The following is a 14,603-nucleotide window of genomic DNA, read 5'->3' as shown; positions in this document are numbered from 1 at the left end:
TTCTTATCATTTAGGATCGGCCTCTCAAGAGAGGCCGGTTTTTTTATGTATCGATAGAACCGCAGGCGAGCTGAATAAGATAAAGGCGGTACAAAGAGGGAAAGATGCTCCGGAGTGTTTTCTTTCAGACGAAAAAGGCTATGAGAAAAGAAAGAAAGACAGGTAAGCTGAAGGAGGAAAAGCGATGATTATTACAGGACTTACAGGATGGGGAGATCATGTTTCTTTGTATCCGCAGGGGATCAAGCCCGGAGAAAAACTGGCTGAATATGCCGGCCATTTTCCAACGGTAGAGGTGGATGCAGCGTTCTATGCGGTCCAGCCTAAGAAAAATTATGATAAATGGATAAGAGATACCCCGGAACGTTTTTCTTTTATTGTAAAGGCCTATCAGGGCATCACAGGTCATGAACGCGGGGAGATTCCGTTTGCTTCCAAAGAAGAAATGTTTAAAGCATATGTCGATTCTGTACGGCCTGTCATGGAATCCGGTAAATTGGGCATGGTACTGTGCCAGTTTCCACCGTGGTTCGAATGCAATAAAGAAAACGTCGAGTATCTCCGCTATGTAAGGGATCAGCTGTCCGCCTTTCCGTGTGCACTGGAATTCAGGCATCAGTCCTGGTTCGAACCGGAATTTAAGGAAAGAACCCTGGAATTTATGAAAGACGAGGAGTGGATTCACAGCATCTGCGATGAGCCGCAGATCGAAGGAGGCTCCGTTCCAATTGTGATGCATCCGACGCATAAAGAAAAAACGCTCGTGCGCCTCCATGGACGAAATACAGAAGCCTGGAAAAAACCGGCCAAAGGAGAAAAATGGCGGGAAATCCGCTACCTGTATGATTACAATGATACCGAGCTCAATGAGTGGAAAGAGAGGGTGCAGACTCTCGAGAAAACCTCTGAAAATATTTATGTCGTTTTTAATAATAATTCCGGACGCCATGCGGCACCTAACGCCAAGCGTTTTTTAGAACTGGCGGATATTTCATATGACGGACTGGCGCCGCGTCAGACTTCCCTATTTGACGAAGGCGATTTTTCGTAAAAAATGGTATTATAATAAAAGAATGCAGAGCGGGCTGTATAAGCAGACGAAGAAAGAAGGATTCTATGGATTGGTTACTGCTGGTCTTACTCGGCCTTGCGGCTGGAACATTTGGAAGTCTCCTGGGGCTTGGAGGCGGTATTATTGTTGTGCCGGCTCTGCTGGTCATGAGTGACGTTGTCCCATCTTTTGCAGGCATTACTCCGCAGACAGCCGTAGGTACCTCATTATTAATCATGATTTTTACCGGAATGTCTTCGACTATTTCCTATACAAAGCAGAAAGTCGTTGATATGAAATCCGGTTTTATCTTTTTGGCAGGAAGCGGGCCCGGCGCATTATTTGGCGTCTGGCTTAATAAAGGCATGGAAACCAATGTGTTTCTTATTATTTTCGGCCTGTTTATGCTGTTTGTTGCTTTTGTTTTATTTATCCGGAACCGGTTAAAGCCGCTTCCGGTGAAGCGTACCTCTATCAAACGGGAGTACATAACAGAGCTGGGAGAAAAACAGGAATATGGATTTTCGCTCGCGCTGGGCCTGAGTATTGCTTTTGCTGTCGGGACGCTTTCAGGCCTGTTCGGTATTGGCGGTGGCTCGCTTATGGTCCCGGCAATGATTCTGCTGTTTGGCTTTCCCCCTCACGTTGCTGTGGCGACGTCGATGTTTATGATTTTATTTTCCTCGATTATCAGCTCGATTTCCCATATATCACTGGGGAATGTAGAATGGCTGTATGCTCTTGCACTTATTCCCGGGGCGTGGTTTGGAGCTTCTATTGGAGCCGCGATTAACAAACGATTGAAAAGCAATACCCTGATTATACTGCTTAGATTCTTTTTAATTATTATTGCCTTTCGGCTTATCTGGCAGGGAATTCAGGGGATATAGAGAGAATAGTTGATAGGAGAAGGCGGTGTAGCAGGGTGTCAGCAATTGTCCCCATTACGATATATCATACCAACGATCTGCACAGTGATTTAACCCAGTGGACCTCCGCCGTTTCTTATTTAAAAGCGCAGCGGCGGTTTCACGATAAAAAAAAGGAAACATCTTTATTTTTTGATATAGGAGATCATACCGACCGGTCCCATGTGGTCACAGAAGCCACCAGAGGAAAAGGAAACGTAGAGCTTCTTAATGAAGCAGAAATTTCCCACGTGACAATAGGGAACAATGAAGGCATTACTTTTTCAAGGCAGGAGCTCGGAAACCTTTACGAAAAAGCCAATTTCAAAGTGCTCCTTGCCAATTTATTTGATGAACAGGGAAAACGTCCGGAATGGGTGCTTCCTTATGATGTAATTGAAACAAAAGAAGGAATCAGGCTGGGTCTGATCGGTATTACTATTCCTTTTTATCCGTTTTATAACGAGCTGGGCTGGGATATTCAGGATCCTTTGATGCTGCTTCCAGGAATTTTGGAGGAAGTTAAAGCGCAGTCGGACATTATTGTGCTGCTCTCTCACATGGGGCTGGATTATGATGAAGAAATAGCTGAATCCTTTCCGGATATTGATGTTATTCTGGGAGCCCATACCCACCACCTGCTAAAAGAAGCGGAAATCATTAATCAGTCCCTGGTGGCCCAGTGCGGCAAAAATGCGTATTATGTAGGACAGGTTAACCTGGAATTTGATACGGAAAAAAGAGAGCTCGTGTCAAAAAAAGGGTACGCCGTAGACGTGAGCCATGAGCCGCCTTCTCCGGAAACGGCCGGGCTTCTGCGCCGGCTGGAAACAGAGGCTGTAGCAGAGATGCATGAGGAAATAGCCCGGATCCCTTCGGCGCTTCCCGTCTCCTGGACAGAACCTTCCCCTTTTGCTGATTTACTGGCGGAAGGCCTCCGGGATTGGTGCCAAACGGATCTGGCTTTAATAAATTCCGGCCTGCTGCTTGAATCATTAGCTCCAGGCCCGGTTACGAAAGAAGATATTCACCGGCTCTGTCCTCATCCGATTAATCCAGCGGTGATCGAGGTGTCTGGCGCAGTTTTGAAAGAATCCATTCATGCAGCCTATACACAAAAAATGATTCATCTTCCTTTGAAAGGACTTGGCTTCAGGGGAATTAAACTCGGTGTGCTGGCGTTCAGCGGCATTACTATAGAGATGGGAACAGCAGGAGAGGACGCTCTTGTGAAAAAAATAAAAATCCAGGGTACAGACATCGAAAACAAAAAAATGTACCGCGTAGCAGCTCCGGACATGTTTACATTCGGGCCATTGTATCCCGGACTGTCCCAGACAAAGCAAAAGAAATATTTTATGCCGGAAATGATGAGAGACGTGCTTCAATTCATACTGGAAAAGAAATATTCATAAAAGGCAGGTAGGTAACATGAAACAGTATTTAGATTTATGCAGCCACATTTTGGAACACGGCACAGAAAAAAGCGACCGCACCGGAACAGGTACTATCAGTACATTTGGTTACCAGATGCGCTATTCGCTGGAGGACAGTTTTCCTGTACTGACGACGAAAAAGCTCCATCTTCGGTCGATTATTCATGAACTGCTTTGGTTCCTAAAAGGGGACACAAATATCGATTATTTGAAAGAAAACAATGTACGCATCTGGAACGAATGGGCAGACGAAAATGGAGATCTGGGCCCCGTATACGGCAAGCAGTGGCGGTCATGGGAAGGCGCCAATGGACGGACGGTAGACCAGATTTCCGATGTGATCAAACAGATCAAAGAAAACCCGGATTCGCGCCGGCTCATTGTAAACGCCTGGAACGTAGCGGAAATTGATGATATGGCTCTGGCACCATGCCACTGTCTATTCCAGTTTTACGTCAATGACGGAAAGCTTTCCTGCCAGCTTTACCAGCGCAGTGCAGACGTATTTCTCGGCGTGCCGTTTAACATCGCAAGCTATGCCCTTTTAACAAAAATGATCGCTCAGGTCACCGGCCTGCAGGCACACGAATTTATTCATACGCTTGGTGACGCCCATATATACAGCAACCATCTTGAACAGGTGAATCTTCAGCTTACAAGAGAAACAAGAGAACTGCCGCAGATGAAAATTAATCCTGATGTGACATCCATTTTTGATTTCACGATTGATGACTTTGAATTAACCGGCTATGACCCGCATCCTCATATTAAAGGAGAGGTCTCCGTATGATTTCATTTGTTGCCGCTATGGATAAGAACCGTCTCATTGGAAAAGACAATCAGCTTCCGTGGCACCTTCCCGCCGATCTGAAACACTTTAAAAAAGTAACGAGCGGCGGAACCATTGTGATGGGGCGGAAAACGTTTGAATCGATTGGAAAGCCGCTTCCTAACCGAAGGAATATTATTGTAACAAAAAATAAAACGTTTCAGGCGGACGGCTGCGAAGTCATTTATTCCCTTGAGGAAGTCCAGGAGCTTGGGAAAAAAGAAGAAGAATTTTTCGTTATCGGCGGGGCGGAAATTTTTAACGCCTGCCTGCCGTATGCCGATAAAATGTATTTAACCCATATCGATGAATCATTTGAAGGAGATACCTTTTTCCCGGAATGGAACACGGCAGCATGGGAAAAGCTTGAAGAAGAACAGGGTGCTGTCGATGACAAAAATAAGCACCCCCACCGCTTTATTACATGGCAGAAATCCAAAAAATAGTGCGGACAGAGCAGATAGACGGAAAGAAGCCTTTCAATACGGAAGGCTTTTTCCAGTTTAAAAATATTTTGACAAATCCAAAAATAAAAATTATAATAAAATAACGAATTATCAGACAAAAGTTCTAGGAAGGAGGACGTTCCAGCAGGCGCTGACCAGGCAGCAGAGAGAAGTATACTTAAGAAAGAGAAAAGCAGCACTCCTGCTATATTTTCTGAATATTCTATACAGGGTGATGTAAAACATAAAGGGGGAACACACGATGGAAGCCAGAGAACAATGGGGCACTAGAGCAGGTTTTATTATGGCTGCAATTGGTTCAGCCATCGGGCTGGGCAATATATGGCGCTTTCCCGCAGTAGCTTATGACGGCGGCGGCGGAGCCTTTTTCATTCCATATCTTATCGCACTTCTTACAGCGGGTATTCCGCTTTTAATTATGGAGTTTACGATCGGCCATAAATACAGAGGATCGGCTCCGCTGAGCTATTCCCGGATGAGCAAGAAAACAGAATGGATTGGATGGTGGGCGGTGTTTGTCGCGTTTGTCATTTCCACGTATTATTCTGTTATTATTGCCTGGGCCATGAGCTACAGTGTTTTTGCCCTCAATCAGTCTTGGGGGGACGATACAGAAGGATTTCTGTTCGGGGAATACCTGCAGGTAGCTGATGCAGGCCAGATCGGAAGTCTTGTGCCGGGAGTGCTTATTCCGCTGATTATTGTATGGGTTATTACGCTCGGCGTTTTGTTCAGAGGCGTGCAGCGGGGCATAGAGATTGCCAACCGTATTTTTATCCCGGCTTTGGTCGTTATCTTTTTAATTATTTGTATCCGCGCCGTAACGCTTCCAGGAGCTGCATTAGGGCTTCAGGCTTTCTTTGAGCCGGACTTCAGCGCTATTACATCCGGTGAGGTATGGGTGGCCGCCTACGGGCAGATATTCTTTAGTTTATCGATTGCATTTGCAATCATGATAACGTATTCCAGTTATCTTCCGAAGAAATCGGATATTACAAACAATGCGTTTATTACCGGATTCAGTAACTCCAGCTTTGAGCTGCTTGCAGGTATCGGCGTATTCGCCGCGCTTGGCTTCATGGCGACTCAGGCGGGTGTTGGAGTAGATGAAGTCGTAGCAGGGGGCATCGGTCTGGCCTTTGTCGTCTTCCCGCAGATCATTAATGCATTTCCGGCACTTAGCGGTCTGTTTGGATTTCTTTTCTTCCTGTCGCTCGTTCTGGCAGGACTGAGCTCGCTTATCTCTATTTCAGAAACATATGTAAAAGGAATCTCTGAAAAATTCAATATTTCCAGAGCTAAATCCGTAGCTATAGGCGGTGGAGCTGCAGCTCTCCTTTCCTTAATTTTCGCGACAAACGGCGGAATTAACTTCCTGGACGCAGCCGATTACTTTATTAACCAATTCGGTGTAGCACTGATCGGACTTGTGGAAGTAATTGTAGTAGCCTGGTTTCTCCGGAAGCTTCCTGAATTTCAGGAGCACGCGAACGGAGTCTCAGATATCCCGCTTGGTTTATGGTGGAGAGTATGTCTGGGCATCATTACGCCGATTATCCTTGGTTACATGATGTTCAGCCTGTTCGTACAGAATCTGTTTCGTCAATTTGACACAGAAACAGGAAACTATGAAGGATACGCTAATTCCTTCGTTGTAATCAGCGGCTGGTCCGTAGCACTCTTTGCTCTTGCCGCTGGTATTGTTCTTTCATTTGTGAAATGGAAAAACAAGCCTGAATTGGCACGCAGAGATGAAGGGGGTAAAAAATAATGACAGCCGGTGCGATTATAATGATGATTATAGGGATTGTAATTATCTGGGGAGGCCTTGCTGGCAGTTTACTGTATGCAAGAACGGTTTCCAAAAGAAAATAAATGAAGGCAGCTGCTTACTGGATAAGCGGCTGCTTTTTTTATGATTACAGGGGAAAAGGCAATCATGTGAAAACGAACGGTACATTTGTCGAGGCAGTATAGAACATGTTAAAGTATTAATATCAAAGACTTCTTTGACAGGGTACGATGGTTTATAATGAGGCTGAGGAAAAGAATGGGGAGTGAGCGGTTTGGCAAAAACAGAAGAATACCTTCGTAAGCCGGAATGGCTGAAGATTAAATTAAATACAAACGACTCGTACAAGGGTCTTAAGAAAATGATGCGTGAAAAAAACCTTCATACCGTATGTGAAGAAGCACGCTGTCCCAATATTCACGAGTGCTGGTCTGAAAGAAAAACAGCAACATTCATGATTCTGGGCGATGTGTGTACGCGCGCCTGCCGTTTCTGTGCAGTAAATACAGGACTGCCAAATGAATTGGACTGGCAGGAGCCGGAACGTGTTGCAGAGTCCGTAGAACAGATGGGACTTAAGCATGTCGTTATTACCGCAGTTGCAAGAGATGACTTAAAGGACGGCGGATCGACTGTGTTCGCAGAGACGGTTAGAGCAGTGCGCCGCCGCAATCCGAATTGCACCATTGAAGTACTTCCTTCAGACATGATGGGCGTGCAGGAAAACCTGGAAACGCTGATGGAAGCGCGTCCGAATATCCTGAACCACAATATTGAAACAGTAAAGCGGTTGACGCCAAGAGTGCGCGCCAGAGCTACATACGAGCGTTCACTTGAATTTCTGCAGCGCTCTAAAGAAATTCACCCGGATATTCCAACCAAATCCAGTCTGATGATCGGCCTTGGAGAAACAGACGAAGAAATTATTGAAACAATGGATGACCTTCGTGCGCATAATATAGATATTATGACAATTGGCCAGTATCTTCAGCCGACGAAGAAGCATCTAAAAGTTAAAAAATACTATACTCCTGAAGAATTTGCGAAATTTAAGGAAATTGCCATGGAAAAAGGCTTCAGCCACTGTGAGGCCGGCCCGCTTGTCCGTTCTTCTTATCACGCTGATGAACAGGTTAACCAGGCACAGGTACACGAAGAAGCAAATAAATATAAACAGGCTGAATAATCAATACGTGACCGGTTCCCTTTTAACGGGAGCCGGTTTTTACAAAAGGAGGGAAAGAAATGGTGGAAGTTCAGGGCTATACGTACGAAGTGGTTGAAGAAAACCGCTCCGGCTGGAACGAAGAAGTATTTATAGAACGTTACAGCGAGGTGCTTCATAAATATGACTATATTCTGGGGGACTGGGGACACGAACAGCTCCGCCTGCGTGGATTTTTTGATGATTCGCGGAAAAAAGTTTCCTATGATATGAAAATAAGCACGCTGCATGATTACCTGCTGGAGTACTGTAACTTTGGCTGCGCTTATTTCGTAGTAAAAAAACAGAAAAAACAGGAACAGCCGGAAGTAGAAACGGAAGAAAAAGAAGAAGAAGTGAACTCATAAAAGAAGGCCTCCGCCGCAGCGGAAGCCTTTTTTACGTTATATTAATATTCCACAATCGCTTCGAGTAGAAAAGCCCGCAGTTCTTCAGCTGTTTCTTCATCGATCTGATAGGCATCTTCGAGCAGCCCCTGCTCTTCGAGGTCGTCGACTCCCAAAAGGGCAAAACGCTGGGTGCGTATGTCGAGGACAACCTGCTTTCCGTAATAGCGCTCGGTGGAAATGAGAGCCAGGTCAAATCGCTCATCGTTATCTCCCATAAAGCTTACAAACCGGATGCTGGATTCCTCTTCTTCATCATGAATATAAAAACGGTCGCTCATAGCTGTATTCCTCCTTTACTCATCATCTGCTAGCAGATGCGGTTTATTCTGCAGGCGGTGGTGTGCTTTAATATACCGCACTGTTCTGGTTTTAGCCCGCATCACAATGGAATCTGTTTCCACAAGGTCCCCACCAAGAAAGCGTACCCCTTCCAGAAGCTCTCCGGAAGAAACGCCGGTGGCGGCAAAAATAGCATCATCGCCTTTTACAAGGTCATGTAAATGCAGAAGCTGGCGCGGATCTGTTAAACCCATCGCAATACAGCGCTGTTCCTCTTCTTCGTTATCCGGAACGAGCCGGGCCTGCATATCGCCGCCGAGCGCTTTAATCGCAGCAGCGGATATGACGCCTTCCGGAGCGCCGCCGGTACCTACAAACAAATCGATACCGGTCTGCGGAAGGGAGGTGGCAATCGAAGCGCCGACATCCCCGTCTCCGAACAACTTAACACGCGATCCTTTAGCGCGTACCCGGTCAATGATATCCTGATGACGCTCCCGGTCCTGAATAATAACCGTAACATCCCGGGTCCGTTTGTTGTTCATTTTTGCGACAATATCAATTGTTTTTTCAATAGGATCATCCAACCTCACCAGGCCGGCTGCTTCCGGTCCGACAACGAGTTTTTTCATATACATATCGGGAGCATGGAGCAGCGTACCGCGGTCCCCAAGAGCCAGGACGGCCATCGCGTTGCCGCGGCCGTTGGCCACAATATTGGTTCCTTCCAGCGGATCAACGGCGATGTCTACTTCCGGCCCGTTGCCGTTGCCGACCTCTTCGCCGATGTAGAGCATTGGAGCTTCATCAAGCTCTCCTTCTCCGATTACAACGGTTCCTTTGCAGCTGACGGAATCAAAAATAAGCCGCATCGCAGAAGTGGCCGCATCATCAGCTTCTATTTTTTTTCCTCTTCCCATCCACTGCGCCGATGAAATAGCTGCGGCTTCGGTCACTCGAATTACTTCTAAAGCTAATTCTCTATCCATTTTCTCTCTCCTTTTATGTACTATCCTTAAAAAAGCAAACTGCAATCAGCAGTCTTTATCCTATCATATTATAGAAGATTTGCGCGTATACGGTTTGAAAAGCTCCTATGATATACTAGTTTTATTATGCAGATCAGGTACAGGGGGAATGAATGATGTATTTTGTAGACCGGGAGAAAATTGAAGCCCAGCTGGCTTATATAGAGTCCTTGTATGAAGCTGTCACGTCTTTTCAATCGATGGGAGACATGATCCAGCGCCTCGCTTTGGAAAGACTGGCACAAGGCTGGATTGAAGCGATTATTGATACGGGGAACCAGATGATAGACGGATTTATTATGAGGGACCCGGGGAGCTATGAAGATATCCTCGCAATTCTGGAAGACGAAAAGGTGATTCCGGACGAAGTGTTTGCAGGTCTCACCCGATTGATTAAACTGAGAAAAACACTAACCCGCGACTATATGGAAATAGACCATGAAGCATTATGGAAAAATATTCAGGCGGAAGCGGAATACGTAAAACAGTTTCCGGACTGCGTGCGCACGTACATCGAAAAAGAACTTGGACCGGTATCCGCATTTCTGCCGGAAAATAAACAGGATAACAACTAGGAGAGATACAAAATGAAGCCCTATGAAGGATATATGCTTGATTTGGATGGAACAGTGTATAGAGGAAAAGAGCCGATACCGGAAGCTATAGCGTTTATTCATCAATTAAAAGAGGCCGGTCTTCCTTATTTATTCATAACGAACAATTCCTCTGCCACGCCTGAAGAGGTCAGCCTCAAGCTCCAGGCTTTTAATGTTCCGGCAGAACCCGCCCAGATCTGGACAACAGCTCTTGCAGCTGCAGCCTATGTGAAAGCTGGACCGGCTCCGCACACAGCCTATATTATCGGTGAAACCGGGCTGCTTCAGGCTATGGAAGAGGCTGGTGTCGAATATACAGAAGAAAACCCGGCCTATGTAGTGATGGGAATAGATCGCAGCATCACCTATGAAAAATTGGCGAAAGCAGCGCTTGCGGTAAGGAACGGGGCTGCTTTTATTTCCACGAACAGTGATAAAGCGCTTCCTACTGAAAGAGGATTTCTTCCGGGGAACGGGGCGCTTACCTCTGTTGTACAGACGGCGACCGGACAGGATCCGGTCTTTATCGGCAAACCGGAACAAGTTATTATAGAGCAGGCCCTTTATATCCTCGGCACGCCGCTCGAAAAAACGGTGCTGATTGGTGATAATTATGATACAGATATTTTGGCGGGCATCCGCACCGGTATGGATACGATTCACGTGCAGACAGGCATTACCAGCCTCGAGGAAATCGAGCAGAAGCCGGTGCTGCCTTCGTACAGTATACAAAGTATGGCAGACTGGACACTTATGAAGAATAGTGGAGAAAAAAGCAGCAAAAAGTAATGTAGTAATGTCCTTTATAAAAAGACATATGTTTCCCCCTTGTAAACATACAGGGTAATTCGTTACAATGGACAATATACCTTTAAGTAAAGAGAGAATGAAGCAGTCAGTGGTGAGGAGTGGAGAGAATGAGCAGGGATATACAAATTGGATTACTCGGATCAGGAACCGTTGGAACAGGGGTCCTGCAGATTATTAGAGATCACCAGAAAGATTTAGCCCATCAGGTGGGCTCCGGTATTCAGGTAAAGAAGGTACTTGTCCGGGACATGAATAAATACCAGGATATAGAAAATGCAGGAGAGCTTCTCACAGATAAAGTAGAAGACATTCTGCAGGATGACGATATTAAAGTGGTAATTGAGGTAATGGGCGGAATTGATGAAGCAAAAGACTATATCATCCGGGCACTGAAAAATAAAAAAAATGTAGTCACGGCAAATAAAGATCTGATTGCCCTTCACGGAGCAGAGCTTGTGAAAATTGCTTCAGAAAACAGCTGTGACTTATTCTATGAAGCAAGTGTAGCGGGTGGAATCCCTATTATACGCGGCCTTACCGAAGGACTTTCCTCCGACCGGATTTCGCAGATGATGGGGATTGTAAACGGAACAACGAATTACATTTTAACAAAAATGAGCCAGGACGGACGGGCCTATGATGATGTATTAGCTGAAGCCCAGGCGCTTGGATTCGCTGAAAGCGACCCGACGTCGGACGTAGAAGGTCTTGATGCAGCACGTAAAATGGCTATTCTTGCTTCCCTTGGCTTTTCTATGGATGTAGAGCTTGAAGATGTAGACGTCCGGGGTATTACGACCGTGACCATTGATGATATTAAATATGCCGAGCAGATGGGCTATGCATTAAAGCTGATCGGCCTTGCCAAACGGGACGGCGACCGGATTGAATTAACGGTGCAGCCGATGCTCCTTCCCGCCAAACACCCATTGTCTTCAGTACATGATGAATACAATGCAGTATATGTTTATGGCGATGCAATTGGCGAAACAATGTTTTACGGACCGGGCGCCGGCTCCCTGCCGACGGCAACAGCTGTCGTTTCCGATCTGGTGACAGTAGTGAAAAATATGAAGCTTGGCGTCAGCGGCAGAAGTATTGTTCCGCCGTTGTATCATAAACAAATGAAAACACATGATGAAGTGCAGTCCAAATACTTTATCCGCCTGCACGTGAAAGATCAAACGGGAACGTTTGCAGCACTGACTTCTGTATTTGCCAAAGAAAATGTAAGCTTTGAGAAATTAATGCAGTGGCCGATTGAACATCAGATCGCAGAAGTAGCCGTTATCACGCATACAACGACTAAGTCGGTATACGAAAGAATTTTTGCAGAACTGGAAAAAATGGACGTTGTTGTAGCAGTCAAAAGCAGCTATCGTGTCGAGGGAGGAAATGCAGAATGAGCAGTTGGAAAGGCCTTTTGGAAACGTACAAAGAATTTTTACCGATAACAGACGAAACACCTATTTTATCTTTAAGAGAGGGAAACACCCCTCTAATCCCGCTTGAAAAGCTCTCCAAAGAGTGGGGCGTCGATATTCATGTCAAAACAGAGGGCACCAACCCGACCGGTTCGTTTAAAGACCGCGGCATGGTGATGGCTGTAGCGAAAGCAAAAGAAGAAGGCAGTAAAGCAATTATCTGTGCTTCCACAGGTAATACATCTGCAGCAGCAGCAGCCTATGGTGCCCGTGCAGGTCTTCGCTGCATCGTTGTTATTCCTGAAGGCAAAATTGCGCTAGGTAAGCTGGCACAGGCTGTCATGTATGGAGCCGAAGTATTTGAAATCCAGGGAAACTTCGACAATGCTCTTGAAATTGTAAAGCTGATCAGCGAAAAAGAACCAATCACCCTCGTTAATTCGGTGAATCCGTACCGCATTGAAGGCCAGAAAACCGCTGCATTTGAAGTGTGTGAGCAGCTTGGACGCGCGCCTGACGTACTTGCGATACCAGTCGGAAATGCCGGTAACATCACAGCGTACTGGAAAGGATTTAAGGAGTATCATGAAAGAAACGGTACCGGTCTTCCACAGATGCGCGGTTTTGAAGCAGAAGGATCGGCCGCTATTGTAAGAAATGAGATTATTGAAGAGCCGGAAACGATTGCTACGGCGATCCGTATCGGAAATCCGGCGAGCTGGACGAAAGCTGTAACGGCAGTCAATCAATCCAACGGAAAAATTGATATGGTCACAGACGAAGAAATCCTCGAGGCATATCAGCTGCTTGCCCAAACCGAAGGTGTCTTTGCAGAACCTGCTTCATGTGCTTCAGTGGCCGGTTTGAAAAAGCAGATCGAAAGCGGGGAAATTGCTAAAGGGTCCACCGTAGTCTGTGTGCTTACTGGCAACGGACTGAAAGACCCAAGCACAGCTATCGATACGATTACGGTTAAGCCTACTGTGCTGCCAAACAGCCGGGAGGCCTTCCTCGAACAAATAAAAGGAGGTGTCGTGAGTGAGGGGTGAAAAGTTGGTCGTCACTGTACCAGCGAGCTCCGCTAACCTGGGGCCGGGCTTTGACTCCATCGGCCTGGCGGTTGATCGTTATTTAACGATGGAGGTCACACTTGCTGAAGAATGGTCTTTTACCTCGGATTCAGCTGAATTAGAAGGCATTCCTTCCGGAAAAGACAACCTTATCTATATTGTTGCAGAGACGCTGGCAAAGGAGCTCAACAAAGAGCTTCCTGCCTGCCATGTACACATGACGACCAATATCCCGCTTGCAAGAGGCCTGGGAAGCAGCGCAGCGGCGATTATTGCCGGAATCGAAATGACTGATCAGATAACATCTGCAGACATGACGAAGGAAGAAAAAATGAGGTTTGCAAGTATTTGGGAAGGACATCCGGATAATGTAGGGCCCTGCCTCTACGGCGGCCTTATTATTGGTGCCCACAGTATAGATGCAACAAGCATGGTTCATGCCGGCGTGCCGGATATTGATATTGTTATCGCGGTGCCGGAACAGGAGCTGATGACTAAAAAAGCCCGGGGGATTCTGCCAGCACAGCTGCCGTATAAAGAGGCAATTAAAGGCAGTGCGGTAAGTAATGTCCTGACTGCCGCTATCCTGACCGGCAACTGGGAACTTGTCGGTGATATGATGGTGCGTGACGTATTCCACCATCCTTACCGTGCCGGTCTTGTTCCCGGCCTGATGGACATTATGCAGGAGGCAAAAGCCTATGGTGCTCACGGTGCTGCATTAAGCGGTGCCGGCCCTACTGTATTATGCATTGTCCCTAAAGGAGACGGAGAAAAAGTAAGGAAAAAAATCCAGCTTGATTATCCTGCCTTTGACGTGCAGATCGCAGCGCCTGATCATAAGGGATCGCAGGTATACTACGTAAAATTAGACGCAGGAGTGGAGATTCCCTCCTAACGAAAAAGAGTACGCTCCCGGCCGGGAGCGTACTCTTTTGATTCGTATGAATTACTATCCGTATGAAGGAGTGCTTAAAATACCTGCTCTATTTCAACAACGCCCGGTACTTCTTCTAAAAGGGCGCGCTCGATTCCTGCTTTAAGAGTAATCGTTGAAGAAGGGCAAGATCCGCATGCTCCCATTAGGCGGACTTTTACAATACCGTCCTCAATATCTACGAGCTCAACGTCACCGCCGTCGCGAAGTAGAAATGGGCGCAGCTTGTCTAATACTTCTAGTACCTGTCCGTTCATATCTTCAGTAGTTTGTGGCATGATGTATCTCTCCTTTCTTTGCCTTTATTATAGTACCTCTTGTAAAGATAGTCTATAATTAAAGGAACTTAAGTTATATTCTAC

The 14,603-nt window shown here is 46.3% G+C and carries 17 protein-coding genes; 14 read left to right on the top strand and 3 right to left on the bottom strand.

The window, feature by feature from the left end:
- Positions 1-184: 184 nt before the first annotated feature.
- The 9 genes from ATL39_RS16295 (at position 185) to ATL39_RS16255 (ending at position 8,055) form a co-directional block, all read left to right on the top strand.
- A complete protein-coding gene (locus ATL39_RS16295) occupies positions 185-1,051 on the top strand; it encodes a DUF72 domain-containing protein (protein ID WP_120194436.1) in 867 nt (288 codons plus the stop codon).
- Between the two features lie 65 nt (positions 1,052-1,116).
- The gene (locus ATL39_RS16290; protein WP_120194435.1) at positions 1,117-1,941 is read left to right on the top strand and encodes a sulfite exporter TauE/SafE family protein; all 825 of its coding nucleotides are present in this window, start codon (positions 1,117-1,119) and stop codon (positions 1,939-1,941) included.
- Positions 1,942-1,976: 35 nt separating this feature from the next.
- The gene (locus tag ATL39_RS16285; protein WP_120194434.1) at positions 1,977-3,374 is read left to right on the top strand and encodes a bifunctional metallophosphatase/5'-nucleotidase; all 1,398 of its coding nucleotides are present in this window, start codon (positions 1,977-1,979) and stop codon (positions 3,372-3,374) included.
- A gap of 16 nt (positions 3,375-3,390) precedes the next feature.
- Positions 3,391-4,185, top strand: a complete 795-nt coding sequence (locus tag ATL39_RS16280; protein WP_120194433.1) for a thymidylate synthase — start codon at positions 3,391-3,393, stop codon at positions 4,183-4,185.
- Positions 4,182-4,670 (top strand): dihydrofolate reductase, encoded by a 489-nt coding sequence (locus tag ATL39_RS16275; RefSeq protein ID WP_120194432.1) that lies wholly within the window; start codon positions 4,182-4,184, stop codon positions 4,668-4,670. Before ATL39_RS16280 ends, ATL39_RS16275 begins: the two co-directional genes overlap by 4 nt.
- Positions 4,671-4,932: 262 nt before the next feature.
- Positions 4,933-6,462, top strand: a complete 1,530-nt coding sequence (locus ATL39_RS16270) for a sodium-dependent transporter (protein WP_120194431.1) — start codon at positions 4,933-4,935, stop codon at positions 6,460-6,462.
- Positions 6,462-6,566: a methionine/alanine import family NSS transporter small subunit gene (locus ATL39_RS16265; protein ID WP_120194430.1), complete on the top strand. Its 105-nt coding sequence runs from the start codon at positions 6,462-6,464 to the stop codon at positions 6,564-6,566. The genes ATL39_RS16270 and ATL39_RS16265 overlap by 1 nt, the downstream gene beginning before the upstream one ends.
- Before the next feature lie 191 nt (positions 6,567-6,757).
- Positions 6,758-7,669 (top strand): lipoyl synthase, encoded by a 912-nt coding sequence (gene lipA, locus ATL39_RS16260; RefSeq protein ID WP_120194429.1) that lies wholly within the window; start codon positions 6,758-6,760, stop codon positions 7,667-7,669.
- Positions 7,670-7,728: 59 nt separating this feature from the next.
- Positions 7,729-8,055 carry a YutD family protein gene (locus ATL39_RS16255; RefSeq protein ID WP_120194428.1) on the top strand — a complete coding sequence of 109 codons (327 nt, stop codon included), beginning with the start codon at positions 7,729-7,731 and terminating at the stop codon, positions 8,053-8,055.
- A gap of 41 nt (positions 8,056-8,096) precedes the next feature.
- Here ATL39_RS16255 and ATL39_RS16250 read toward each other — a convergent pair whose 3' ends face one another.
- Positions 8,097-8,375: a DUF3055 domain-containing protein gene (locus tag ATL39_RS16250; RefSeq protein WP_120194427.1), complete on the bottom strand. Its 279-nt coding sequence runs from the start codon at positions 8,373-8,375 to the stop codon at positions 8,097-8,099.
- A 15-nt stretch (positions 8,376-8,390) separates the two neighbouring features.
- Positions 8,391-9,365, bottom strand: coding sequence for a class II fructose-bisphosphatase (gene glpX, locus ATL39_RS16245; protein WP_120194426.1), 975 nt, complete (start codon positions 9,363-9,365; stop codon positions 8,391-8,393).
- A gap of 152 nt (positions 9,366-9,517) precedes the next feature.
- Between glpX and ATL39_RS16240 the strand changes: the two genes are divergently transcribed.
- The 5 genes from ATL39_RS16240 (at position 9,518) to thrB (ending at position 14,202) form a co-directional block, all read left to right on the top strand.
- On the top strand, positions 9,518-9,979 hold the full coding sequence (locus tag ATL39_RS16240) for a DUF86 domain-containing protein (RefSeq protein ID WP_342768794.1): 462 nt from the start codon (positions 9,518-9,520) through the stop codon (positions 9,977-9,979).
- 12 nt (positions 9,980-9,991) lie between these two features.
- The gene (locus tag ATL39_RS16235; protein ID WP_120194424.1) at positions 9,992-10,789 is read left to right on the top strand and encodes a TIGR01457 family HAD-type hydrolase; all 798 of its coding nucleotides are present in this window, start codon (positions 9,992-9,994) and stop codon (positions 10,787-10,789) included.
- A 128-nt stretch (positions 10,790-10,917) separates the two neighbouring features.
- Positions 10,918-12,216, top strand: coding sequence for a homoserine dehydrogenase (locus ATL39_RS16230; RefSeq protein ID WP_120194423.1), 1,299 nt, complete (start codon positions 10,918-10,920; stop codon positions 12,214-12,216).
- A complete protein-coding gene (gene thrC, locus ATL39_RS16225; RefSeq protein ID WP_120194422.1) occupies positions 12,213-13,283 on the top strand; it encodes a threonine synthase in 1,071 nt (356 codons plus the stop codon). Before ATL39_RS16230 ends, thrC begins: the two co-directional genes overlap by 4 nt.
- Positions 13,273-14,202, top strand: coding sequence for a homoserine kinase (gene thrB / locus ATL39_RS16220; protein WP_120194421.1), 930 nt, complete (start codon positions 13,273-13,275; stop codon positions 14,200-14,202). Before thrC ends, thrB begins: the two co-directional genes overlap by 11 nt.
- A gap of 74 nt (positions 14,203-14,276) precedes the next feature.
- Here the strand turns inward: thrB and ATL39_RS16215 are convergent, their stop codons facing one another.
- Positions 14,277-14,519, bottom strand: coding sequence for a NifU family protein (locus ATL39_RS16215; protein WP_120194420.1), 243 nt, complete (start codon positions 14,517-14,519; stop codon positions 14,277-14,279).
- Positions 14,520-14,603: the final 84 nt, after the last annotated feature.

Origin of the sequence: Sinobaca qinghaiensis (assembly GCF_003610495.1) — a bacterium.
Classification (GTDB): domain Bacteria; phylum Bacillota; class Bacilli; order Bacillales; family Marinococcaceae; genus Sinobaca; species Sinobaca qinghaiensis.
This window is presented reverse-complemented; position numbering and strand designations above follow the sequence as displayed.